Source organism: Trinickia sp. LjRoot230 (assembly GCF_964253315.1).
In the GTDB taxonomy this organism is placed as follows: domain Bacteria; phylum Pseudomonadota; class Gammaproteobacteria; order Burkholderiales; family Burkholderiaceae; genus Trinickia.
The window spans coordinates 31,980-57,955 of the sequence record NZ_CAXUQX020000001.1; the positions used below are offsets into that span (position 1 = coordinate 31,980).

Genomic DNA, 25,976 nt, shown 5'->3' on the forward strand with positions numbered 1-25,976 from the left:
CGGAATAGGGTCGAAAAGAGAACCAAATATAGGATGGCGTTGCGCGGCCGTCTTGGAAAAATCCGCTGCGGCAGTGCATCATCACGAAACCACATCTACCGTTTGCACCGCCAGCACCATGACCGACTTGCGTAATGTCACCGCCGCGCCCAAGGGCGTGGTCGGCCCCCGGGCCTTCCACCAGCGCTTTCGCCTGAATCGCTACCAGCCGTGCGCCGAACTCGCCGGTGTGTTGGATCACCACTGGATTGTCGAATGGGATCTGCGCGGTCAGCCGCCCTACGTGCAGCGCACGCTGCCGTATCCCTGCGTGAACCTGGTGTTCGACCGACGGCAGACCGGCGTATTCGGTGTGGTGTCGGGCGCGTTCGAGACCACGCTCGCCGAAGCAGGGCGCGTGATCGGCTTGCGTTTTAGGCCCGGCGCCTTTCGCGCATTCTTCGGCAAGCCCGTGCATCTGCTGACCGACAAGGTGCTGCCGGCGTCGACGCTGCTGGGCTGCACAGACGCCGAAGCCGAAGATATCGTGCTTGGCGCCCAGGATGATGCCGGTATGGTCTCGGCCGCAGAGGCGCTGCTGCTGCGCGTGTTGCCGCAGCCCGACCGCCAAGTCGAGCGCATCCACGCGATCTTGCAGATGCTGGAGCAGGACATCGGGCTTACGCGGGTGAGTGATCTTGCCCGCCGTGCCGGTTCAAGCGAGCGTACGTTGCAGCAGCTTTTTGCTGACTACGTGGGGGTGACGCCAAAGTGGGTGATCTGCCGCTATCGCCTGCATGAAGCCGCCGACAAGCTCGCCGGCGGCGAACCGGTCGATCTGGTGGAATTGGCCAACCAGCTCGGCTATTTCGACCAGGCGCATTTCACGAGAGATTTCCGGAAGTTGGTGGGCAAGGCGCCGGCGGAATATCGACGGGATGAAAACCGAGCCACAGACGCCAAATGAGCATCATGCTTGATCGAAATTCGCCACTGTCCCCCAAACGCGGATTCTGAATCGCCGCCCCGCGCACTTATCACGTGCAGTCTTACCCAGCACAATCGCTTCAACGCTTGACCGACTCCACCACGCAACAGGACGGCAATCATGAAGCTCTACAGTTTTCGGCTTTCCGGCCACGCTCATCGGACGCATCTTTTTCTCTCCATCCTCGGACTGGAATACGAAACGATCGAGGTGAATGTTCGGGCCGGCGAACAGAAATCGCCCGCCTATCTGAGCCTCAACCCGTTCGGCCAAGTCCCGGTGCTAATTGATGGCGATGCCGTCATTCCCGACTCAACGGCCATCCTCGTTTATCTGGCGAAGCAATACGCGCCAAAGAGTTGGCTTCCCGAGACGCCGCTCGAAGCGGCCGAGGTCCAACGTTGGCTTTCCGTTGCCTCCGGCGAGATCACCTACGGCATTGCTGCGGCACGTCTGATTACGCTTTTCGGCGCACCACGCAATGCAGAGGAAGTCATCGCGCGTTCGCATGCCATTCTCACGCAGCTCGACGAGGTGCTTGCGCAACGCGACTGGATAGCAGGGCTCGCACCGACCATCGCCGACATCGCGCTCTACAGCTACATCGAACGCGCGGCCGAAGGCAACGTCGACCGTTCGCCCTATCGAAACGTCAACCGCTGGCTCGAAAGAATGGAGTCGCTACCGGGCTTCATTCCGTTTGAGCGGTCGGCGATCGGCCTGGAGCATCGGGCCGCTTGAAGCGATGAATAGCACTTGCACAACGTGCGGAGCAAGCCATGCAAAACAAACGCATCGAGCGCAATTGGGCCGATCTCGACGCTCCGGCGCGAAGCGCGTTGATTACCGCTCTGACCGACGCGGCGTCGCCGCTCTGGGCAGGTGTCGTGGACCTTGGCGCATCAGAGGTTCATACGCTCGATGCGCGAAAACGCCATGATCTATACGTGTTACGCGGCACCATCGAGATCAACGACCAAAATCTTCATGCCGATGACTTCACGATTCGATGCGCTCCGGCCGCATTGCGCGCGGGGCGCGATGGCGCACGTCTGTTCCTCTATAGCGAAGCGTCGGATGCCCGATGTGAGCCGGCAGTTGATCGGGCAGGCGAGCGCATATGGCATGACGGGCGTAATCCGCTGATGCGTGTTGCTCCACTTTCACGTAATGGCCATCTTCTCAGCCTTGTTGCATGGCAGCCCGGCGCGCGCACACGCGATCATGCTCATCCACATGGCGAAGAGATCTTCGTGCTGAGCGGCGAGCTGAGAAGCGCGAGCCACCGGTATCCAGCGGGAACATGGCTGCGCCTGCATTCGGGCGTTCGTCACGAACCGTTTGCGGAGACCCCGACGGTGATCCTTCTTCGCAACGGCCATTTGCATGCGACATGTGCCTCCCCAGTAGCTAGACGCCTGCCTTGAGCATGTCGATCAACGCCCGGGTTTTCGGCGCGATGTGCTTGCCGGGCGGAAGCAACGCGTGAATCGGAAGTGGCGCGCTCGACCACTCCGGATAAACGCGAACCAGCCGCCCGGCAGCGATGTCGGCTTGAACGGAAAAGTCAGGCAGCAACGCGATGCCAGCGCCCTCGGCAGCCGCTGCGCGGCACGCATAAAACGTGTCGGCGATGAATTCGGCAACGAAGTCGATCTGCAGGGATTCGCCATTGACGTGACGCAAGTTGCAACGCGACGGATGAGGGAGAACGGAGAGCCCGATGAAGGGCGCATCACCGGCGGCATGGATGTCCGCGGCAAGCGCATGATGCGCGACAAAATCATGGCTCGCGACAAGCCACTTCGAATACTTGCCGATGCCAACCGCGCGGTGGCTCGAGTCGGCCAGTTCGCCGAGACGAAGTGCAACATCGACCCCTTCCGCGATCATGTCGATTGGACGGTCACCGGACACCATTTCGATGCGCAATCCCGGGTGCATGGTGCGCATGCGCGCAAGCACCGGAGCAAGCACGAGCGCGCTGTACTCGACAGAGGAAGCCACCCTTAACGTACCGCGCAGCTGGTCCGGAGCAGGGCTGACAGCGAACATGGCCTCACCAGCCAGTTGTGCGATCTCGCTGCAGGCTTCGAAAAACGATGCCCCTGCCTCTGTCACGTTGATGCGTCGTGTCGTCCTGACGATCAAGCTGGCGCCGAGCTCGTGTTCGAGCCGCTGAATGTTTTTGCTTACCGCTGTCTTCCCGATACCGAGGCGCTCTGCCGCGCGGGTCAATGACCCGGTCTCGATGACTGCGATGTAGGTCAGAAGATGTTCGAACGTTAGATTGCGAAGATTGGACATGGCGAGAATGACAATGCACGCGGAGCCGTTGCTTGGTGAAGCTACATCTTCACAACTAACAACTCTGCTAGGCCGCTACGTTGATGACGTTCTTATCCTGACAGATGCAGAGCAAATCACCGTTCGCCGCTATTTCGGCGCGGCACTCCACTGTCTCGGGAGAAGCGAAAAATGAAAGCACCTCGTTTTCTGTCGCTGCTGTTGTCGGCATTCGGCATGATTGCTTTTATTCAATGTGTCCCGGCGCGGGCGGCGACCGATGCGGCTGGCCCGACCGGCTCCCCTTGTACGATTCCCACGAAAATACCGGACGGCCCCGATTCAATGGAACATTTCGCCTGGCAGTTATTTGTTGCCGCGAATTGTGCCAGTTCGAAGACCACTTCGCCGCTGATGTGGGAGACCTGGGCGGAGCAAACATGCTTGCTCCATGGCGGCAAAGACTGCACCAACCAAGAAGGACGACAACGTCTGCATGCGAGCGTATTAGCCTCGAAAGCGCGTGACTTGCCCGCGCTTTGCCAGCCAATGACAACCGCAAAAACCACGACCGATAGTGCGCTGCTTCCGTTCGTGCCGAAGAATTTGTCCGCCGATCCTCAGTTTTGCGAAGAAGTTCACGTCAACCAGGCCGAAGCCGACTTCATTATGTCTCCCCAAGGCAGGAACGTTAAATATAGCTTGCAGACGCTCCCGGGACAAAACGACTATATCTACAACAACGGGCCATTGTCGTTTCCATCCTCCGCGCTTGAAGTCAAAGCGGACTGGCTGCCGTCAAACGCGATCATCCCTGGGTTCAATTGCGCCGAGCCCGTTTCCAGCGGGTATTACGTAGAGAAAATCGGAGACGAATGCTATGCGCTGGTCGGCCTGCACATCTCTTCAAAACTGCTTCCCAACTGGGTGTGGGCGACGTTCGAGCCGCAAAGCACGAGCACCAACCCGAATCGCTGCAATGACAAGCTTTACTCGAATTGCGTCGATCCTTGGGGCTCGTTGGTCTCGCCGAGTAACGGGCAGCGCACGGGTATGACGTCGCAGTTAAGAAACCTGATGGACGCCGCCGCGCTTCGTCGCGCGTTCTACAACTATCGTTTGGTTGGCGTGCAAACAGGCTATGTGAACGCGCAGAAACAACCGGTGTTGCTCGGGAATTCATTCACCGAATTCAATGCACAGGTGCCGCCGCAACAAGCGTCATGTATGACTTGCCATTCGTACGCATCCTTTACAAGCAACACCCAACCCATCGTCGAAAATCCGAATTTCGGCGCGTTTCCGGGCACGCCCGCCGTGGGGATCCCATCGCCGTTGGCCGGGTGGAACAAACAGGATTTTTCGTGGCTGCTCGGCATCATGCCGCCTAACGGAACGGTAAACGCAGGCGGGGTCACGGCGAAAAAGTAACGGGTTGACCGCGGGCGCCTGTTTTCAGGTGCGGACTCGATCGATGACTACTACTACAATGGCTTGCCCTGGTGGATTGGCGCGGCACACGAACAACGCGCCGAACCGCGGAGCGTGACATGGGTGCCTGAATACGAAGTGGTGGTTTTAACGGGGAAGCGATGACGCTCAAAGCGGTAGCCAAACTGGCTTTAACGGTGTTGCCGATCATATTCGCAATGTCGAGCAACGTAGCGGCGCAGCAGGTCTTGACCGATTTATCGACGCAACCGGTCGGGCAGATTTACTTCAATAGCGTGACGCCGAAAAGCCGTTTCGAGCTGGCGCGCAGAACCTACAATCCGGAACCGACGATGATATGGGGAACGTTGTCATTCCCGGCTGATGCAAAAAGCCCGCTTCCGGCGATGGTGATCGCACATGGTTCGGCCGGCATCCAAAACAAGGATATCGACCGTTGGGTGCCGTTTTTTAACAAGCTCGGCATCGCGACATTCCTGGTCGATTCGTTCAAGCCGCGGCATATCGACCGCACGATCGACGACCAATCGTTATTGGATCAATCCGCCAACGATGCCGATGCACTATCGGCGCTTCGCTTATTGGCCACCGATCCGCGCATTGACGCCCGGCGAATAGGTGTGATTGGTTTTTCACGCGGTGGCATCGTCGCGCTCGATACCGCGGTCAACCGGATTCGCAAAGGGATCATCTCTGATGACACCCGCTTTGCCGCGCATATCGCGTTCTACCCGGGTTGCCCGATACGGTTTTGGTCCACGCCGTCGCCGATGACGGGCGCGCCGATCATGATGGCCTTGGCGCGCAAGGACAACTACACGCCGGCGCTTCCTTGCGTCGACTATGGGGATGCGATGAAAGCCGCCGGGCTCGATGTCGAGGTGCACGTGTACGAAGGGGCGTATCACGATTTCGACAACACCGTGCCTTACTTCAAATCGTTGCCGAACGCGCAATCCAGTAGAGATTGCCCATCGAGTGAGATCGATCCTGTCACGTGGGAATATCGCATTCTAAAAACAGGGCAAACCTTCAAGCGCTATCAGGATTTCTCGGCCGTGTTCGATTACGCGAAGTGCCGCACGACCGGTGTTTTTGTCGGCAGCAACGCGGACGCTGCGAAAAAAGCGGAAGCGGATGTACGACGCTTTCTGACGCGTGTGTTTCAGTTATAGCAGTAACTACTGCAGATACCGAACGATGAGGCGCGTGGCTTCATCGACGAGCGCTTCGAACGCTTCGTCCGATGCGCGTTCGGAATAATCGAGGACCGCCGTGTGCGTCAGCGCCTCTATCGAGGTCACGCATACGAACGTTGCCAGCGCGAGGTCGACCTGACGAAGCTCACCGCGGTGAGCTTCGAGGTAGGCGCCAAATAACGCATGGGCCTGCTGAATCGGTACATCGGTATTCGCGGTCCTGCCCGTACGCGGGATCTGTTCGGCGAGCACGCGATGCAGTTGAGGGTCGACACGATGCCCGTCGATTGCCGCGGCGACCAGCCTGCGCACCGCTTGCTCCAGCGGCAGCGCTGCGACGTCCGCGAGCGCGGTGCGCACCACCCGCATCAGGTCCTGGTTGTGGCGTTGCGCGACAGCGGCAACGAGCGCCTCTTTGCTCGGAAAGTATTGATAGAGCGAGCCAATACTCACACCTGCCTTTTCAGCGATGCGATTCGTGGTGGTCTTGTCGAAACCGTCTTTGACCAAAATGCGAGCGGTTGCTTCAATCAATGCGTCAACCGTCGCACGCGATCTCTGTTGAGACGCGTGTTTCCTGGGTTTCGTGAGCGGCTTGCGCGGCATGTTCGGAGCAGAGGAATGCGAGTAGATAAATGTGAGCAATCGCTCGTATTATGCCTTTTGTGAATCGAAAAGGAAGGTTTTCATGAGTGCTCATCCATACGCGCAACTTATTGCCATCAAACGCTGGGCTGATCGTGGCCTTTACGAGGTGGTCAGCGAGCATATCGACCGGCTGACCAAAGAGGATGCCTCGATCATGCTGCGTATCCTCGACCATATTCATGTGGTCGACCGAATCTTTCAGCATCACCTGCTGGGGCTGTCGCACGGCTTTCAAGCGCCGCGATCGGAACCGCTACCCGAGTTGCGCGAACTTGCGAGCAGCGCGGCGCAGATCGATGACTGGTACGTGTCCTATGTAGAGGGTTTGACGCAGAACGAACTTGAACAGCGCGTCGATTTCGTTTTTACGAGCGGCAAGCCGGCCGGCATGCAACGCGGCGAGATCATTGCGCATGTTTGTCTGCACGGCACCTATCATCGGGGCAATGCGGGTGCCATTCTTCAGTTAAGAGGTATCACGCCGAGTCGCGATGCGATCACGGATTTTCTCGACGCATCCGATAGCGGCCGTTATCGGCGAAGATAGTCCATCAACAGTTCCTCGGCCTCTTGTGATTCGCTGATTTTCGAAAGCGCGGATGTAATGGTTCGCGAAACGGTCTGCTCGCTTACGCTCTGCCGCTTCGCGAGTTGCTCGATGGGCAACTGCGTATATCCGGCAATACCGAAACGGTGCTTAAGCATATCCTGTTCAGCTTCGGTGAGCCCCACGCTCTCGAACGCCTTCTGTAGATTGGTAGCGAGGCTGCTGTCATCAAGGTCGTCCGCTTTGTCTCCCGGAAACGACGGCTCTGGCTGACCGGGCGCGGCCACGTGCTCGTGGAGGGTTCTGCCACCATCGGCAAAGGCGGATTGATCGAGCGAGATTGCAATCCGCGCTTGGTCCTCATCCGCGAGCACTTCAAGGATGTCGTCGATGCGACGCAGGAACTCCGGCATGTATTCTCGCCAACCTGCCTCTGTTTGGCTTGCCGTCGGCTCGGCATCCAGCTTCCGACGCAGATGATCGAGCAACGTCGGCTTCATCACAGCTCTCGCCAGCTCCTCGCGGGTAGGCTCGCGTTGCAGGTTTTGCATGGCTGCCTTGTGGCGCAATCGAGCACGTAGGGACCGCGTCATGATGACGTCCCGGGCGCGGTTCGTCGATATATTCAGGCGTCGCGCGTACCGCCTGCACCATCCTCTGAAGATAGCCGGCTCGATAACAGACATTGCGTATAAACTGAACGAGGTGGACATCCGGGGCATGTACCCCTCAATTGCACGACGCAGCGCAACCATCGCGTCGTCGAGTGCCCCATGCGTTTCGGGCCGGTCTTTGGAATAGCCCATGGCGCTGGCCGCAAGGTGCGCAAGCCCGATGTTCCTTTCATAGAATGCGTCAAATGCCTGCTTGCCTTCCTTGATGATCGCCCTCATCGACTCGGCCTCCTGGTCAGTGATGACCAGTGCACGTTCAAGCACCGCATCGAGCAACTGCGCGCGTTGCTCAAACGTTTCGATACGCGGATCGATTCCCCAGACCCGGGTTACCGACGTCTCATAGCTCAACGTGGTGCTGGGCAGACGCCGTAGGCCATCGTCGTCGCGCTGGCCCTTGCCCATTCTTATTCCTCGCGTCGCCGCCTGGCGATGCAACTTCCGCTTGCCGGCCGCCGCGACGGACCGAAGGACCATGTCCGAGAATGTCTTATCGCGTGTAGCCGGATCGCGTAACAACAGCAGAATCCGGGCGTATTCGCCGGCATCGATGCGCTTATAAATGTCGTCGATCTGCTCGGCGGACAGAGACCGTTCGCTGGCCTTTTGCCGCAAGGTCTCCCATTTGTCGAATTCCCCCGTGAGCTTATCCAGCGCAACGCGATATCGCGGGGGCGGCCGGAACTCGCGCAGCCCCCCTTGACGCGTCGTCTTCGAGACGGTGAGTTGCGCGCCAGCCAGTCCATGCCGCGCTAGCACGGCGCCCAACTCGTCGTCGTCCAAACGCTCGGACTGTTTCGTAATCAACGCAGCCAGTCTTTCCAACGTGGGACGTGTCACCTCCTCGTCTAATACGATGCCCCGCATGGACTGCGCGTGGGCAAGCAGCTCGTCGCTGGCGCGACGGATCAAGGACCGGCAGATATCGGGGGATGCGATATCGAACTGCGCCGCCACCGCTTGCGTCGTGTGGCGTTGCCCAAAAGGCCAGATCCCAAGCCAAGCTCGCATGACCAATTCCACATCCGCAGGCAGCCGAGCCAGGGCGCTGGGCAGCGCGACGTCTCCGGGCCATGCGGCGTCGCGCTCGCGTTCAAGATTCGCGATGGCGATCTGATAGCTCGCATGTAGCGCCTCCGCATCCGGCAGAACCAGGTTGGGCAACAGACTGTCGCGGTCAACGCTTACAGTCGGTGTGGGCGTTGCCATCCCCGGTGCAGCCGGCTCGGAGCGGGGCACATCGCTGGGCACACGCGCCTCGATCAGCGCATCGGTGGCCGGTGGCTTGCCTGTGTCCGCTGCATGCTGAGCGCGGCCTCGCATCAGACGCATGACCAACTCGCGGTACAAGTCGTGCCACAGCCCGCGGCCGAACTGATGGCCACCGAACACGTCGACAAGCAACGCCGGTCTGGCATCGTGATTCAACCCGTACAGTTGGCGCAGCATGTCGAGCAGAATAGCTGAGCCTATATAGTGCTCGGCACGTTCGTCGCGCAATAGTTCGATCACGTCGGCAAGCGATGGAATCGCCTCGCCTGCATCGATGCTCGCGCGGGCGCGCTTGATCGCCCGACGAAACTGCTCGTGCGAGTTCCTGGCTACGGTGCCCAGCGCTTCTTCGATTTCTTGACGCGCGTAACGTCTTGTATAAGGTGCGAATCCATAGCGCATCGCTAAGGCCATCTGGTCGACGGGCCTCATCACGCCCAGCACCTGATCGAATGGCAGGCCATGTTCCGATGCATGCGTTTGCAGCAACGCGAGATGCTGACTTCGCGGAAGCGCTGCAACCGTGCGTTTCAATAACGTGATGACGGAGCCTCTCTGAGGCTTTGCGCGATAAAAAGTAACCCTCTCTTCACTGCCGTCTTCCATCTCGCGCCATTCCTCCGCCGCATGGTCCGGCCGCACCGCGCTGATGTGTAGCCGGTAGCCCGGGTCACCCAGCCGGTCGACATGTGGACGCGCCGACCAAAACACCCAGCCATATTCACCGTGCGCGGGATCGAACGCCGCAAACACGTGATGGTCCCCGGCGTGCAGCCGGAGCCGATTCAATTGCGTCTTCGATAGTTCTGGGACGATATAGTCCGTTTGTCCATCCTCGCTTCGGCGCAAAACGCGGGTCAATCCGTATACCCATACACGGCGCCCATCCAGTTCGAACACAAGATCGTCGCCCGAGCCTGCCGGCAAGACGCGCTCGCGGCCGATACGTTTCGAAAATGCCCACACGATGTCAGGCCGGGCTCGTGGCGCGGCGTAAAGCGTCGGATGATTCAACACGCGGTCGAGGATGGTTCGATGCATCGGCGTCGCCGACATTGCCTCCGCGGTAGCATCGTTTAATCGCACGCGATACGTCCCGCAGGCCTCGCGATCCACGATAAATGGTGCTCGCTTGCCCACGAACAACCATTCAAGCGAGCGCTCGCACGCCGATTGAATCACATCGTCAGCTACCGGCTCGCCACGAGCCGCGGCGTGCGCGATCGTCCACAGCACATCGAACTGCGGTGGCGACGGCCAGCGCGGCGCCTGGTCTGCTTGAAGGACAGCGCGCAAGCACAGATCGAGCAGGACCATGCGATCGGATTCGTCTTCGCGCAGCCATAGCAAATGATCTGGCGTGGAGGAGCCGGGCATTTGGGAAACCTGACGCAGCGCGTCATCGGTCTCGATCAGCGCGATGCCCTCGGGCGGATCGGTGGCGATCAGCATGGCTGGCGGCATGTCGCGAGTGCCCGTCAGTGCGTGACGCTCGGGTAGATCCAGCGCGTGCTGTAGGCGTTCGACCATGTCGTTCACGGCTTCCCTGTCATGCAAGTCGATGGCCCGGCGAGCGCGATCGAGGTTTATTTTGGGCAATGTCTTCAAACGCAGGTCGAGGGCATGAAGCAAGTGTTCTCCGGTCGCGAAGATGATGGTTTCTTCGATCTCGCCGATACCAATCGGGCGGGTGATCTGCGCGGTGCCCTTCTTCCGGATCCGCGGCAGCAGGCGGCGCGGCAGGGCGACCGTGATGGATTGCTTGCGCATGACACGCGGGTGCGCTCGCGGGTCGAACAAAATATAAATGCCGTTCCATGCGCCGAGCAAAACGGGTTCGCGTCTCGCAGAAAAAAATGAAGGGCGTTCGTCGTCTCGTTGAATCTGCGGTCGAATGACGAGCGGGATCGATTCGATACGCTCCCAATAGGTCTTCGCGCGATAGGCGAAGACATCAAGCAACGTCTCGCCAAGCGTGGGCAGGTTCACGGCGATAGCCCACGGGTGTATTCGAGTGCGTTCTGCATCGGTCCGCTCCGTAGGGTGCAGGTATGCTTGCAATTCATCGTGAATGCCGGAAGGTCCGCTTGCGCGCCAGACTTGCGCGCGCTCACGCGGCTGCGACAGGCGATGAAACGCCGCCATCAATGCGTCGTTTTCGCAGCGGGCGGCAACGGCTGTTCGGAACCGGACGCGTTCTGTGCCGATTAATTCGGAGTCCTCAGCAAATCCGGCGCTCAGTGCTTCTTCAAGAATGTTGTTGGCAACAGTAAACTCCATCTGATCGTGTACCGGGGCATCATGCGTCTGCTGCCATAGCACCACAACGTTGGTCTCGACATCGTAGCCGGCGTACACAACGAGTGCGTCCGGTTGGGGGGCGACGAAGCGCTCGGCGATCGAGAACGGTTCGATATGAGACGAAGTCTCCCCCCGAAACAGTCCGCCGCACCACTGCACGTGGAACACGTGCCCTGCTATTTTGATCGTCCAACTGTGTTCGTTGAGGCGTTCTTTCAAGCGGGGCGTTCCGCCCAGCGCTTCGATCATCCGCTGCTGCGGGTTCGGGCGCAGGCGCATGTCGATCAATGCATCGAGGTGCTCGAGCGGCGCGACGAAAATTTCCTCGAAACGCCCCATGCCAATGTTGCGCAACTCTTCGACCGCGCGGTTCTGTTCTTTCGCCTTGCGTAGCGTGTCTTCGCTGACGGTCAAAAGTATTTGGCTCTTCTTCGTTTCCGAACGACTGTCCGGGTCCCAGGCGGCGACGAGCATCGTGTCGTCGTATTGGTAAAGACCGAAGATGAACGTCGCCATGTCTTCGCGTCGATGAAAACGCGTGACCAACGCTTGACCCCGCCCCGCAAGAGTAGGCAGGATGCCGAAGCCACGCCGTCCATGCTGTGAGATCGTGCCGACATAAAGCAATGCGTTCGCGGGATAAGGCGCGGGTAAGTCGTAGACAGGAAGCGGGTTGAGCCCGGGTAGCCCATGACGGGTGGCACCGAGACGTTCGAGAATCAGGATCTGCATATCCCTTTGCAGCGAGATATTCGTCGGAATGTCTGCTGTTTGCGAGCGCTCGTGCGTCAGAAAATTCTTCAGTGCCGTGAGTAGCTCGACGGGCTGCGCGGCCCAGGTGCTGTCTACCGTGAACACGCCATCGGGCGCATCGCGCGATGGGTCGAGCTTATAGGCGATGCCCGCGGCCTGCGCCTCGTCGAGCACTGCGCTGCCGATCACGACGGGCCGCCCCGCGCGCCTGATTGCATAGACGCCGCGCGTGCTATCCCAGCCGATCAGCACGTCATGCTGCACTTCGTCTGTGTTAGCAGCGGGCAATGCAAGCGTTGCGGTGGCGTTGAATTTCGTCTGTGCGCGTCCGACGATGCGGCAGGCTCGTAACCTGACGGTCTGGTTATCAATCCGCACGACGAGTGTTGCGTCGTCATGCTGTGCGTCGGCCGCAACCGTCTGAACGTCGTCGCCCAGATCCGCAAGCAGTGCCTCACGCGTGCCACGCATGGCGGCATTCGCGCCGGCGATGGTTGCGCCTGGAGCCGGCGCGAATATGCCGTAGCCGCGCACGGGCGAGCCGTTGGGCATCAATATCAGCGTCGCAAGCGGATTCTTGATGCTGCCGAGGTCCAGCGCTTCGCGTATGTTGTCCAGAACTCTGCGCAAGGCTCTATCGTTGCGGCCCACCAGCGAAGAGAGCATGTCCAGCGAGACATATTGGCCGATGTTACCGATCAGCAGTTCGGCAGCCTGAAATTCCTGCGGAGTCAATGCGCGCGGCTTGCCGCGGTTCGGCCGCGCGACCAGACAGGGTTGCCCGAACTTCGTAATGGTGCGCGCAGCACGGTCGACGACGAATGGCGTGCCCGCTACCGGATCAACTGGCGTGTCCCGAACGGATGCGTGGCGACGCGGCTGTGCCCCATCCATCAACTCGGAAAGCGGGCCTGCGATGGTGCGATGCTGCGGCGCGGGCGTGGTGTCGGACTCCCGCCCGTCGGCGCCGTTAGATTCACCCAGGCGATCGACGCCGTCGTTGCCGCCGGGTGAGCAGCGCGTGGCATTGTTCATGCGAGCAGGTTTGGGCTATGCGGTTTCGGTGGTCGTTCCGGGCTTACTCGACGTATCCGAAAGCGGCGTTTATGGGCGAAGGTAGTCCATCAAAAGATCCTTCGCGTCTGGTGACGCTCCGATCTTCGCAAGCGCGGATGTGATGGTCTGCGAAACGGCCTCCTTGCTAATACCTTGCTGCTTCGCGATCTCGTCGATGGGTAACTGGGGATGTCCAGCGATGCCGAAATGATCTCGAAGCGTGTCCTGCTCATCCTCGCTTAGCCCGACGCGCTGGAAAGCCTCCAGCAGACCAGCGGCGAGTGCACTGTTATCCTGAGTGTCTGCTTCGTCCCCGGGAAATACCGGCCCGATTGGCTCCGCAGACGCCACACCTTCATGGAGCGTTCTGCCGCCGTCGGCGAAGGCGGAGTTGTCCAGCGAAACGGCAAACCGCCCTCGGTCCTCATCTGTCAGTACTTCGATAATTTCTCTTATCCGGCTTATGAACTCCGGCATGTATCTGCGCCAACCCGTCTCTATTTGGCTTGCGGTCGGCTCCGCCTTCAACTCGCGCACGAGCCGACGGCGCAACTCCGGTTTGAATGCGGCTCGCGCCAGCTCTTCGTGGGTCGGCTCGCGCTGCAGGTTTTGGGCGGCCGCCTTGTTGCGCAATTTATTTCGTATGGACCGCGTCATGATGATGTCGCGGGCACGGCTGACAGGTACATCCAGACGCCGCGCATACCGCTTGAGTGATCCAACGAACATTCTCGAGTCCAGGACAGCGCGTGCATAAGCTGAAAAAGCTGTCGACATGCGTGGCACATAACCCTCGATCGCGCGTCGCAGTTCGACCATCGCATCGTCGAGTAACCCGTGCGTTTCAGGTTTGCTTTCGAAGTACCCCATCCGGCTGGCGGCCCAGCGCGCGAGGTCGACGTTCGCCGTGTAGAAATCATCGAACGCGCGCTGGCCGTCCTGGGCGACCGCCTTCACTAATTTCGCATCAGCATCGCTGATGGTCAGCGCGCGCTCGAGTACGGCATCGACTGTCTGCGCACGATATGCGAATGTCTCGATGCGTTGATTGATACCCAAGACCTTCGTTACCGTCGCCTCATAAAATAGCGAAGGGTGAGGCCCGCGCTGTGCACCGCTCCTTCGAGGCATCGTGTTTTTTCTTATTCCATTCGTCACGACCTCACGGTGTAGTGTGCGCTGATTGGCGGCGGAGACGGATCTCAGAACCATGTCGGAAAATGTCTGATCGCGTGTAGCCGGGTCGCGCAATAGCAGCAGAATACGCGCGTACACTCCCACATCGATTCGCTTATAGATGGCATCGACGTACTCGTGCGACCAATGCGATTCGTTTCTGTTTTGTCGCAATGCCTGCCATTTTTCGAATTCACCGGTGAGCTTGTCCAGTGCAACGCGATATTGCGCCGATGGTCGGAATGCTCGTAACTCTCCTTGACGCGTTGTCTCCGAAACGGTCGGCTCGGCACCGGCGAGCCCATGCCGCGTCAGCACGGCATCCAACTCATCGTCGCTCAAGTGATCGGACCTGGTCGTAATCAGGACACTAAGCCTTTCCAGCGTCGGATGTGCCAAGGCTTCGTCCAACACGATGCCTCGCATGGAACAAGCATGGGCGATCAACTCCTCGCAGGCGCGATGGATCAAGGACTGGCAGAGATGAACCGGCGTGATTTCGAATTGCGCCGCCACTGCCGCCGCCGCCTGCCCCTGCGTGTAGGGCCATATACCCAGCCAGGCTCGCATGACGAGTTCGACGTCGGCAGGCAACCGAGTCAACGCGTCAGGCAGGAGGACGTCCTCAGGCCATGCCCTGCTGCCAAACCGTTCGATATCCGCGATGGCGCGCTGATAGCTGGCCTGCAGCGTCTCCGGGTCGGGCAGAATCAGGGCGGACAACACCTCATCGCGTGAAATGCTGTTGGCCGGCGTAGGCGTTGCCGCATTCGATGTGCCCGGCTGCAGGACGGCCGCGTCGCCAGGCACGTTGGCCAAAGCATCCGCCGCCGTGGCAGGCGATATTTCCGTCGACGCTGCGCGCGCACCGCTACCTCGCACGAGACGCATGACCAACTCGCGATATGCAGGCTGCAACGATGCCGGGGCGAGATCGCGATCGCCGAACACGTCGACAAACGACGCCGGTCTGGCATCGTGGGTCAACCCGTACAGTTGGCGTAGCATCTCGAGCAAGATGGGTGAGCCGATGTACTGCTCGGCGCGTTCGTCGCGCAGTAACGCCATCACGTCGGCAAGCGATGGAATTGCCTCGCCTGCATCAACGCTCGCACGAGCGCGCTTGACGGCCATGCTATATGCCGTGTCCTTCGGCATGGCGTGTGTGCCTAGCGTTGCTTCGATTTCCTTGGTCGAGTGACGTTTGCTATACGGTGCGAATCCATGGCGCATGGCCATGGCAATCTGATGGAGCGGCTTCATCACGCCGAGCACCTGTTCCAACGTCACGCCGTGTCCCGAAGCATCCGTCTGCAGCAATGCGAGACGCTGAGTGTCAGGGAGCTGGGCAACGGCGCGCTTCAATAAAGCGATGATGGAAGTGCTGCGAACGTCTGAGCGATAAAGAATGACTTTCTCTTCATGGTTGTCGTCCGTTTCGCGCCATTCGTACGAGGCGTTGTCGGGCAAGTCCGCGCTGACATGCAGTCGATAGCCCGGGTCGCCCAACCGGTCGAGGTGAGGGCGCGCAGACCAGAACACCCAACTAGGCCCGCCGCGCTCAGGATCGAATGCGGCGAATACATGATGGTCCCCGCCGTGCAGCCGGATTCGGTTCAATTGGGCCTTCGATAGTTCGGGGACCACATAGTCCGTTTGTCCATCTTCGCTTCTGCGTAAAACGCGGGTCAACCCATAAACCCAAACACGACGTCCTTCCAATTCGAACACCACATCGTCGCCCGAGCCGGCCGGGAGGATACGGGCTCTGCCAACTCGCTTCACGAATGTCCAAACGATGCTGGGCTGGCGCCCAGATGGCGCATAAAGACTCGAATGATTCAACACGCGATCGAGCATGGCTGGGTGCATCGACGCCACTGGGCCTGCGTCCTCGGCAGCATTGTTTAATCGCACGCGATACGCGCCGTAAGCCTCGCGATCCAGAGCAAAAGGTGCGCGCTTGCCCTGGAACAACCATTCAAGCGAGCGCTCACACGCTGATTGAATCACTTCGTTCGCAACAGGCTCGTGATGAACCGCGGCATGCACGAGCGTCCACAGCACGTCGAACTGTGCGGGTGAAGGCCAGCGCGGCGCTTGATCGGTTTGCAGTACCGCGCGCAAGCGGGCATCGAGCACAACCGTGTGATCAGCTTCGTCCGCGCCAAGCCATAGCAAATGATTCGGCGCAACGGGGCCCGGTGTTTGCGCAATCTCACGTAAGGCGTCATCAGTATCGATGAGCGCGATGCCCTCGGGCGGCTCGGTGGCGACGAGCATGGCCGCCGGTGCATCGCGGGTACCGGTCAACGCGTTGCGGTCGGGCAGATTCAATGCATACCGAAGGCGTTCGACCATATCGTTCACGGCCTGCGTGTCATTCAGGTTGATGGCACGACGAGCCCGATCGAGATTCGCTTTGGGCAATGTTTTCAAGCGCAAATCGAGCGCATCGAGTAAATGTTCTGCGCTCGCGAAGATGATGGTTTCTTCGATCTCACCCATTCCGACCAAGCGCTTTACGTGCGCGATGCCCTTACGCTGAATCTGCGGCGGCAAACGGCGCGGCATCGCAACTGTGATGGACTGGTTACGCGCGATGCGCGGGTGCGCTCTCGCGTCGAATAGCACATAGATGCCGTTCCATTCGCCGAGCAAGAGGGGTTCACGTCCGGCCGCAAAAAACGAGGGACGCTCATCATCGCTTTGAACATGCGGGCGCACGACAAGCGAGATCGAATTAGCGCGCTCGCTGTGCACGTTTGCACGATAGGCGAAGACAGCCAGCGATGTCTTCCCGAGCGTGGGCAAGTTCACGACGATAGGCCAAGGACGTATTCGAGTGCGCTCCCAGTCGGTCCATTCCGTGGGACGCAAATAAGCCTGCAACTCGCTATGGATGTCGGCGCGCCGAGGTGTTCGCCAGATCTGCGGGCGATCGGACGGCTGTGACAGGCGACGAAACGCCGACATCAAGGATTGCTTTTCGCATCGGACGGCAACGACCTCTCTGAACCAGGTTTGGCCTTGCCCAATTAATTCGGAGTTCTCAGCAAATTCGGTGCTCAGTGCTTCTTCCAGGATTCGGTTCGGGACCGCAAAAGCCATCTGATTGTGCATGGGCGCGTCGTGTGCCTGATGCCACAGCACGATGACGTTGGTCTCGATGTCGTAGGCCGCATAGAGGACGACTGCGTCGGGTTGCGGGGCGACGAAACGGTCTGCGATTGAGAATGGTTTGATATGCGATGACGCTTCTTCATGAAATAGCGGGCCGCACCACTGGATATGGAACAATCGCGAGGCGCTCTCGATGGTCAAACTGTGCTCGTTGAGCCGTTCCTTTAAGCGAGCCGTTCCGCCCAGCGCGTCGATCATCCGTTGCTGTGCATTTGGGCGCATGCGCATTTCGATCAACGCATCGAGATGTTCGAGCGGCGCTGCAAAGATCTCCTCGGAATATCCGGCGCCGATCTTGCGGCGCGCTTGACCGACCACGCGGCTTTGTTGTTTGGCCTCGCGCAGCGTGTCTTCGTTGACGGTCAAAAGTATTTGGGTCTTCTTCATCTCCGAGCGAATTTCGGGGTCCCAAGCGACGACGAGCATGGTGTCGTCGTATTGGTAAAGACCGAGGATGAACGTCGTCATGTCGTCGCGTTGATGAAAGCGCGCGGCGTGTTTTCCGGCAGCCCCTGCTTCGCTACTTTTTGCAAGCGTAGGCGCGATGCCAAAGCCACGCTGTCCGTGCTGTGAGATCGTATTCGCATAAAGCAACGCGTTCTCAGGAAAAGGGGCGGGTAAGCCATAGACAGGCAGCGGGTTGAGTCCGGGCAACCCGTGACGCGTGGCGCCAAGGCGCTCCAAAATAGCGATCTGCGCGTCCTTTTGTAGCGAGAGATTGGTCGGAATCCCTTCCGTTTGTGAGCGCTCGTGCGTTAGAAAATTTTTGAGCGCTGCCATGAGTTCGGCGGGTTGCGCAGCCCAGGTACTCTCGACCTTGGATACCCCATCGGGGGTATCGCGCGCTTGCTCGAGCGTATAGGCGGTGCCGGAGGCTTGTGCCTCGTCGAGTAGTCCGGCGCTGATGACGAGAGGCCGTCCTGTGCGTCTGATGGCATAGACACCGCGCGCGTGATCCCAACCGATCATCAAGTCATGCTGCACCTCATCCGTATCGTGCGCGGGTAATTCAACCGTTGCGGCGGCGTTGAATTTTGTCTGCGTGCGCCCGACGATGCGGCAGGCCCGCAGCCTGATGGTTTCATCATCGATCCGCACGACGAGTGTTGGGTCGTCTTGCGGCGGTTTCACTGTTTGCACGTCGGCTCCGAGGTCCGCAAGCAGTGCATCCCGCGTCCCGCGCATGGCGGCATTCGCGCCGGCATGCGCGCGAGCATTGGCCGTGCTCGGTGCGGCATGGAATATTCCGTAGCCGCGCACCGGAGAACCATTGGGCAACAGCATCAGCGTCGCAAGCGGATTCTTGATACTGCCCAGGCCGAGGGCCTGACGTACATTGGCGAGAATTTTTTGCAGCGCCTTGTAATCGCAGCCCAATTGCGAACAGAGCGTTTCACGCGATACGTACTGGCCTATGTTGTGAATCAGCAGTTCGGCGGCTTGGAATTCCTTGGGGGTGAGCGAGCGCGACTTGCCGCGATCTTGCCTAAAGACCAGGCAGGGCTGCCCGAACTTCGTGATGGTGCGCTGCGCGCTGTCGACGACGAATGGCGCGATCACTACCGGATCAGCCGGCGTCTCGCGAGCGGGCGGCGGCACGTTTGGCGATGCTTCGGCCTGACCGACACGAGCACCGGCATTGCGACGCGGCTGCGCCTTGTCGATCAGGTTCGAAAGGGGGCCTGCAACGGTGTGTTGCTGCGGCGCGGGCGTGGCTTTGCTGTTAGCGCCGCTGGCGTCGCCGGGTTCGTCCGGGCGCTCGACCCCATCATTGTTGCAGGATGGGAAGCGCATGGCGTCCTTCATGCAAAAAGGGTTGGTCTATGCTGTTTCGGTGACGATTATTGGGCTCTGCGAGCCGAGCAACTTTACCGTGACATGGCACAGATTCAAGGTCACACGCGAAACGTCCGCCATAATCGCGAGCTTTTCTTGTCGAACGCTACCGTGGCAAACGAATCTATTCATCCATCAAGCGTACCTTCACCTTTTTTCCCTTCACCTTGCCTGCACTGAGCTTGCGCAACGCGTCGCGCGCAATGCCGCGCTCCACCGCGACGTAAGTCGAAAACTCGGTCACATTGATCTTGCCGATCTGCGCGCCGTCGAACCCCGCTTCGCCCGTCAGCGCGCCCAGCACATCGCCCGGACGGATCTTTTCCTTGCGCCCGCCGAGTATCTGAAGCGTTTCCATCGGTGGCAGCAACGGGGTATCGCTACTCGGTTTGAGTTCCGCAAGCGTATGCCATTCGAGTTCGCACCTCAGCGCTTGCTCGATCGCGCCGACGCGCCCCATTTCGTCCACGCTCGCAAGACTCAGTGCCCACCCGTCCTGGTCCGCGCGCCCTGTGCGGCCGATGCGATGCACGTGGATTTCGGGGTCAGGCGTCACATCCACATTGATTACGGCTTCCAATTGCGCGATATCGAGCCCTCGCGCGGCGACATCGGTGGCCACCAGCACCGAGCAACTCCGGTTCGCAAATTGAATCAGCACTTGATCGCGCTCGCGCTGCTCGAGTTCGCCATGCAGTGCCAGCGCATGAAAGCCCTGCGCACGCAATACGTCGAGCAAATCGCGGCACTGCTGTTTCGTGTTGCAAAACGCAAGCGCGCTGACCGGGCGATAGTGATTGAGGAGCATTCCGACCGCATGCAGCCGCTCGTCTTCGGTCACTTCGTAAAAGCGTTGGCGAATCTTGCTGTTGTCGTGACGCTCTTCGAGCTTCACTTCCTTAGGACTCCGTAAGAACTGCCGGCTCAGCTTGGCGATGCCCTCCGGATAGGTCGCGGAAAACAGCAACGTTTGACGCTCGCTCGGGCATTGGCGCACAACCGTTGCGATGTCATCGAAAAAGCCCATGTCGAGCATGCGGTCCGCTTCGTCGAGCACGAGGGTCTCGAGTGCGCCGAGCGCCAAGCTGCCTCGTTCGAGATGATCCATGATGCGGCCCGGCGTGCCCACGACGATATGTGCGCCGTGCTCGAGGCTCGCTGTTTGCGGACGCATTGGTGTGCCGCCGCACAACGTCAGCACCTTGATGTTTTCCTCGGCGCGCGCCAAGCGGCGAATCTCCTGCGTGACCTGATCGGCAAGCTCGCGCGTTGGGCACAGCACCATCGCCTGCACGTCGAAGCGTCGCGCATCGAGCCGTGCGAGCAAGGCAAGCGAAAATGCGGCGGTCTTGCCGCTGCCCGTCTTCGCCTGCGCAATCAGATCGTGCCTCGCGAGCGCGATCGGCAGGCTCGCGGCCTGGATGGGCGTCATCTCGAGATAGCCGAGTTGCGCGAGTGTGGCGAGCGTGGCAGCAGGGAGCGCGAGCTCGCTGAAAGGCGCGGCCGGTGGGTTGATGTGTTTGTCGTTCATGTCGGAGTGGCGTCGGATGGCGTCAGGTGGAGTCAGTTGGACGGGCGGTTTTCGATTTGCCGAAAGACGACCGAACCGTCCTTCGTATCGACTCGCTCCACATAGTTGCGCGCCCCGCACATCGGGCAGCGAAACAGTAACCCCTGCCCTTCGTTCTTGACGACAACATCGGATTGCGCCCACTGCGCACCGCAGCTCTGGTTTCTGCACGTAAACAAGTTTGTTTCTCCAACTAACTGGATCTTTATAGCGCCACGCTCGACGTTCGTTGAATGAGCGGGAGCTGGGAAAGCGCGTGGCCACGCGTTGCGCAGATGCAAGGCGGCCGTTCGCTTGATGTTTTCGTCGACGGGGATGATTGATCAGGCGGCGATCAGAAAGAGCGCGCGTGCCGTGATTTTAACGGATATGCGCCTGGGAGCTCGGACTTCTCTTTGGCGCTAGACGACCGGTCTAATAGATGCTAGAGTCCGTTCCCATGAGTGCGACTACCGCCCCTGTCGATGTCCGTCAGCACATCCTCGATGTGGCCTATCCGCTGTTGTTGGCGAAGGGCTTCACGGCGGTCGGCTTGACCGAGGTGCTCGCGGCGGCAAAGGTACCGAAAGGCTCGTTTTATCACTACTTCGGCTCGAAGGAAGCGTTCGGCGAGGCACTGCTCGATGCGTACTTCGACGCTTACTTGGCTCGAACCGATAAGTTGCTGAGCGCGCCCGGCAGTGCAGCGCAGCGGATGATCAGCTACTTCCGGGACTGGCTCGATTCGCAAACCGGCGACGAAGCGCAAAGCCGCTGTCTCGCGGTGAAGTTGGGCGCCGAGGTATGCGATCTGTCGGAGGCCATGCGCACCGCACTCGCGCGCGGTACCGGCGGTGTGACCGAGCGTCTTGCGCGCTGCATTGAAGTGGGTAAGGCCGACGGCTCGTTGCCGGCCGTGCTCGACGCGCCGACGACAGCAATGGCGCTTTACCAGAGCTGGTTCGGCGCAAGCCTGCTCTCGAAGATCACGCGCAGTCGCGCGCCGCTTGACACGGCGATGGTCGCTACCCGGCAACTGCTGGGTCTGGTACCGGACGCGGCATGAAGCAACTTTTTTGTATCGCACGCTAGACGACCGGTCTAATTGGCGGGCGATACCCGATCCATTCGCTCATACATTTCTCTTCGAAAGGAAGTAGGCCGATGCCCCAAACCGACAACATCAATCGCCGATTCGTCCTTGCCGCGCGTCCGCAGGGCTTGCCGACGCCGCGAGATTTCCGGCTGGAAGCGGCTGCCGTGCCGACGCCGAACGAAGGACAAGTGCTGCTGCGCACGCTTTATCTTTCACTCGATCCGTACATGCGCAATTTGATGGAGGAAATCGGTCCGGCCTATGCGTCTTCCGTGAAATTGGACGAACCGATGGTGGGTGCGACGGTGAGCCGCGTGGTAGCGTCGAATCATCCGCAATGGCGTGAGGGCGAACTCGTGCTTGCCAATGCCGGGTGGCAAGACTATGCGATCTCCGACGGCCAGGACCTCACGGCGCTCGCGCAAACAGCGAAGCCGTCGCTAGCGTTGGGCGGGCTCGGCATGCCGGGCTTCACGGCTTACGTCGGCTTGCACGATATCGGACAGCCGAAGCCGGGCGAGACCGTCGTCGTGGCCGCGGCAACCGGGCCGGTCGGCTCGGCAGTCGGGCAGATCGCGAAAATCAAGGGCGCGCGCGTGGTCGGCATTGCGGGCGGCGCGGACAAATGCGGCTATGCGGTCGATGTACTTGGCTTCGATGTTTGTCTCGATCGGCGGGATCCGCAATTCGCCGAGCGCCTCGCTGCCGCATGCCCGGATGGCATCGATGTCTACTTTGAAAACGTCGGCGGCGCGGTGTTCGATGCGGTGTTGCCGTTGCTCAACGTTGGCGCGCGCGTGCCCGTATGCGGCGTGATTGCGCACTACAACGAACAAGCGTTGCCGGCGGGTCCCAACCGTCTGCCGCTCGTCATGTCGACCGTGCTGCAAAAGCGCATTCGCATGCAAGGCTTCGTGATCCTCGATCACTATGGCGAACGCTTCGATATGTTCCGTCGCGAGATGGGCGAGTGGGTCGAAAGCGGTCTTGTGAAGCTGCGCGAGGATGTGGTCGACGGGTTGGAGCATGCGCCCGCCGCTTTCATCGGCCTGCTCGAAGGGCGCAACTTCGGCAAGCTCGTGGTGCGGGTTGCAGAGATTTAATTAGGACTGCTTACGAAGCGCGTGCGGCTCAGGGCGAGCTTGCCGAGGTCCATTCGAGTGCTTTCGCCGTGCTCACCCAGCCGCCTCTCAACCCTTCGCCGACAACGGCCCAGAACGCTTGAACGGCCGGATCGTTTCCGTGGTCGTGCGCACTGGCCACGGCGATCTTGCCGTTGTCCGCCTTGGCTTCGAGCAACGTTTCGACTTGGTCGCGTGTCAATGCGCCGGCCTCGTATAAATCGCGCAGGCCGTCGCCAAATGCGAGCGTGGCATCAGGTATGGCTCCCTGTAGCGCCGTGTAAAAAGGCGGCGGGTTGCCGGCGTGCTCGCCTCCCAGTATCTCGACGATTTGCGGGCTGGAGAGCGCGCCCGCCGACCACATGTTTTTGAGCAGTGTGCAAAACGGGTGAATGGCCCCCATCGGCCAGCGGCTTGTTGCATCGGCAAAAATCGATGGTTCAATGACCCCGTTTCCGGCAATAAGCTCGAACACCTTGTCTTTCGACAGCCGCTCGGTGGCTGCACCTTGCCCGATGATCTCGCCAAGCGCGAGCAGCATCTCTTTATCTTGGGCTTCGACCGCGCGGCGAATGGCGCAGCCATCTTGCGAGCCGCAGCTCAACAGTTCGAGAAATTCTTCTTGCGTCAGGCGACCGGCCGCCAGCAGTCGTACCAGCGTTTGGCCGAACAGACGCACGGCTTCCACGTTTCGAGCGACAGAGGCTCCATAAAGCGCGGTGTCGCCATTCGGTGCTACTGATGCGAGCATCCCCATCTTTTGTCGAGCTGGCCACACATCGTGCATCAGCATGCGCTCGAACATATCAAGATATGAGCGCGCCATTTTTGCATCGTTAAGAAGCATCGCCGTTTGGAACATCGGGATCAGATCGTCGCGTCCGGGGAACATCAATCCGTACACCTGATCATGGGTAAGCTCGCCTGCTAGCCGAGCCTGCGTGACGACCTCGCAAAATGCGCTTATCGATCGCGACCGGTTGTGCAACGTTGCGTCCCAAATGCTCGACAAGCCGTCCAGGCGCTTGCCGGCCAGGACCGCAATTTTTTCGGCTGGCGTGCGGCATCCCGCCAGCATCGAACGTAATGCATCGCTTGTAACGTGATCTGAATGGTACAAAATGACCGAAACGGCGCTATTGCTTCGATCTTCCGGCGCCAGGTAATCGCGCAACGTGCGGTCTGCTGGCGGTGCGTCGAATAACGGCTCGGACATATGCCTCGAATGAAACTCGCTGGGCACAGAGATAAAAAGCGCGACCTCCGGTTGCGATCGCCCGCCATAGTACGCCTCGGCTTCGGACCGACTCATGAACTTATCGCCGCTCCAATGCGCGACGTGATCGAGACTGTCTTCCACAATGCGTGCGCGGTTCAACGTCAGATTCGGATCGTAATACGTCGCGATATAGCGTTTGCCATGAGCGCCCCGCGTGATGGCTAGTTCTATCACCATGACATGGGTAGCCACGCTGACGATAAACTGCTTCATCGCACCGGGGCGCATTCGCGAGAACTCGTCGCGAAAAAAGGTGCCCCATTGCTGATGTCCGACTAGCGCTTGTTCGGGGCCAAGAGCGTGAGCCTCCTCAAGCCGGGCATCCGTGTCGGGACTCACCGAACTTTCAATCTTGTCGCGGTCCGCATGGCTTGCCGCCCATTCGTCTACAAACCGCCCCACGTCACGCCGCGCGCGATGTTGTTGAAGACGGTGGGCCCAGTCCATGGCGAAATGCCGGCAGACAATCTCCTTCCCCGTTTGAAACCTTGCCTCAGCAGTGTTCAGGTGGGCCCGATAGTCGATCCTCGAATTCGGATCGAACGTGTAATAAAGGTGGCCGATCGCTGGCCCCTTGCGCACGACTTCGCCCGTGCGTGTGTCGCGATATGTGACTTCGATCTTTTCTTGATCGGGCCAAGTTCGCCCCCGGCAATACGCTTCGGCAGTCGCCGGCACTTCGATGGTACGCAGCGCGCCGCCGTCCGTATAAAGCGCTTCGAGAGACGGGCTGCGAACCGTCAATTCCGAGCCGAAATAATTGGGTACCTCCATGCACCGGAGATTCGGTAAGCTCTCGACCCATGCGGGAATCGAACTGAGTGTACCGGGCAGCACAAGCTCCGTGAAATTGCCGCGGGTCGCGTCTGTGACCTCGGGCGGCGCATCTCGGAGCGAAGCCACAAACACGTGCGTCAAGTCAAGCCTTGTTCCATCGGGGCTTAGCTTGTTCAGCAAATCGGGGCGCGTTTCTTCGACATCCAGTTCGAGCACCGAGGGATGTAAAAGCTGTGCCTGCACAAGATAATCGAGCATGTCGCGCGAGAGCACGGACGGATAAGCCGAAATCGAAACCGCGTGTTGATGCGTTGAGTCGAGCTCGATCGTGACGCTCCTGATATCCAGGTCGACGTAAATATTGATCGAGTTCCTTTGTCGCGAATACGTCACCGTCGAATGGCCGTCAGCGCCGCGAACCGGCTTGCCGCCAAAACCGCTCGCTTTCATCACTTGCTGGACCAGTTGCGGCGAGGCCAGCACCTGATTCAGCGGCAAATTGATATCGACCAGGCTCCGATACCCCTCGGGAGGTGTCGCGGGCGGCTCGGGCGGCGGCAACGATCGTTGGAGCGAGGACAGCCCAAAGGCAGCTTCGCGACGAACCGGGTCGGCTGAGCTGCGCCGAGTGGGGAGCCCTTTAAGCCGCTCCGGTACTGCCAAGCGTTCGGCCGCGGCACCCGACGGGCTTTGCGCCGCCGGCGGCGCGGGCATATCGGAAGAACCGGCTGGCTGTGCATCCGCGGATGCCGGGCCGCGGATCGGAGTGGTCGACATAGCTTCTTGTTAGGCACATGAATTGCA

15 protein-coding genes are annotated in these 25,976 nt (G+C 59.9%); 8 read left to right on the forward strand and 7 right to left on the reverse strand.

Features of this window, described 5'->3' with window-relative positions; translation table 11 throughout:
* Positions 1-118 precede the first annotated feature (118 nt).
* The 3 genes from ACSQ20_RS00115 to ACSQ20_RS00125 all read left to right on the forward strand — a co-directional run bounded on the left by ACSQ20_RS00115 (position 119) and on the right by ACSQ20_RS00125 (position 2,394).
* Positions 119-946 carry an AraC family transcriptional regulator gene (locus ACSQ20_RS00115; protein ID WP_436022798.1) on the forward strand — a complete coding sequence of 276 codons (828 nt, stop codon included), beginning with the start codon at positions 119-121 and terminating at the stop codon, positions 944-946.
* 141 nt (positions 947-1,087) lie between these two features.
* Positions 1,088-1,708 (forward strand): glutathione S-transferase family protein, encoded by a 621-nt coding sequence (locus ACSQ20_RS00120; protein ID WP_436016308.1) that lies wholly within the window; start codon positions 1,088-1,090, stop codon positions 1,706-1,708.
* Between the two features lie 38 nt (positions 1,709-1,746).
* Positions 1,747-2,394, forward strand: a complete 648-nt coding sequence (locus ACSQ20_RS00125; protein ID WP_436016310.1) for a cupin domain-containing protein — start codon at positions 1,747-1,749, stop codon at positions 2,392-2,394.
* Here the strand turns inward: ACSQ20_RS00125 and ACSQ20_RS00130 are convergent.
* Entirely contained in the window at positions 2,378-3,274 is an 897-nt protein-coding gene (locus tag ACSQ20_RS00130; RefSeq protein ID WP_436016312.1) for a LysR family transcriptional regulator, read from the reverse strand. The two genes, ACSQ20_RS00125 and ACSQ20_RS00130, sit on opposite strands and share 17 nt — an antisense overlap.
* Positions 3,275-3,598: 324 nt before the next feature.
* Here ACSQ20_RS00130 and ACSQ20_RS00135 point away from each other — a divergent pair, with 324 nt between their 5' ends.
* Both ACSQ20_RS00135 and ACSQ20_RS00140 read left to right on the forward strand, forming a co-directional pair.
* Entirely contained in the window at positions 3,599-4,684 is a 1,086-nt protein-coding gene (locus ACSQ20_RS00135) for a hypothetical protein (RefSeq protein ID WP_436016314.1), read from the forward strand.
* Positions 4,685-4,845: 161 nt separating this feature from the next.
* Positions 4,846-5,880: a dienelactone hydrolase family protein gene (locus ACSQ20_RS00140; RefSeq protein WP_436016316.1), complete on the forward strand. Its 1,035-nt coding sequence runs from the start codon at positions 4,846-4,848 to the stop codon at positions 5,878-5,880.
* Between the two features lie 6 nt (positions 5,881-5,886).
* Here ACSQ20_RS00140 and ACSQ20_RS00145 read toward each other — a convergent pair whose 3' ends face one another.
* Complete coding sequence (locus ACSQ20_RS00145) at positions 5,887-6,438, reverse strand: TetR/AcrR family transcriptional regulator (protein ID WP_436016318.1); 552 nt, start codon at positions 6,436-6,438, stop codon at positions 5,887-5,889.
* Positions 6,439-6,592: 154 nt separating this feature from the next.
* Between ACSQ20_RS00145 and ACSQ20_RS00150 the strand changes: the two genes are divergently transcribed.
* Positions 6,593-7,099, forward strand: coding sequence for a DinB family protein (locus ACSQ20_RS00150; protein WP_436016320.1), 507 nt, complete (start codon positions 6,593-6,595; stop codon positions 7,097-7,099).
* On the opposite strand, the gene ACSQ20_RS00155 is transcribed toward ACSQ20_RS00150, so the two are convergent.
* The 4 genes from ACSQ20_RS00155 to ACSQ20_RS00170 form a co-directional block, all read right to left on the reverse strand.
* On the reverse strand, positions 7,084-13,134 hold the full coding sequence (locus ACSQ20_RS00155) for a hypothetical protein (RefSeq protein ID WP_436016322.1): 6,051 nt from the start codon (positions 13,132-13,134) through the stop codon (positions 7,084-7,086). The two genes, ACSQ20_RS00150 and ACSQ20_RS00155, sit on opposite strands and share 16 nt — an antisense overlap.
* A gap of 69 nt (positions 13,135-13,203) precedes the next feature.
* Positions 13,204-19,308, reverse strand: a complete 6,105-nt coding sequence (locus ACSQ20_RS00160; RefSeq protein ID WP_436016324.1) for a hypothetical protein — start codon at positions 19,306-19,308, stop codon at positions 13,204-13,206.
* A gap of 166 nt (positions 19,309-19,474) precedes the next feature.
* Positions 19,475-20,881, reverse strand: a complete 1,407-nt coding sequence (gene dbpA, locus ACSQ20_RS00165; RefSeq protein WP_436016326.1) for an ATP-dependent RNA helicase DbpA — start codon at positions 20,879-20,881, stop codon at positions 19,475-19,477.
* Positions 20,882-20,913: 32 nt separating this feature from the next.
* Positions 20,914-21,099 carry a hypothetical protein gene (locus ACSQ20_RS00170; protein ID WP_436016328.1) on the reverse strand — a complete coding sequence of 62 codons (186 nt, stop codon included), beginning with the start codon at positions 21,097-21,099 and terminating at the stop codon, positions 20,914-20,916.
* A 260-nt stretch (positions 21,100-21,359) separates the two neighbouring features.
* Between ACSQ20_RS00170 and ACSQ20_RS00175 the strand changes: the two genes are divergently transcribed.
* Together ACSQ20_RS00175 and ACSQ20_RS00180 are read left to right on the forward strand one after the other, a co-directional pair.
* Entirely contained in the window at positions 21,360-21,965 is a 606-nt protein-coding gene (locus ACSQ20_RS00175) for a TetR/AcrR family transcriptional regulator (protein ID WP_436016330.1), read from the forward strand.
* A gap of 98 nt (positions 21,966-22,063) precedes the next feature.
* Positions 22,064-23,098, forward strand: a complete 1,035-nt coding sequence (locus ACSQ20_RS00180) for an NADP-dependent oxidoreductase (protein ID WP_436016332.1) — start codon at positions 22,064-22,066, stop codon at positions 23,096-23,098.
* 28 nt (positions 23,099-23,126) lie between these two features.
* Here the strand turns inward: ACSQ20_RS00180 and ACSQ20_RS00185 are convergent, their stop codons facing one another.
* Complete coding sequence (locus ACSQ20_RS00185) at positions 23,127-25,949, reverse strand: ShET2/EspL2 family type III secretion system effector toxin (protein WP_436016334.1); 2,823 nt, start codon at positions 25,947-25,949, stop codon at positions 23,127-23,129.
* Positions 25,950-25,976: the final 27 nt, after the last annotated feature.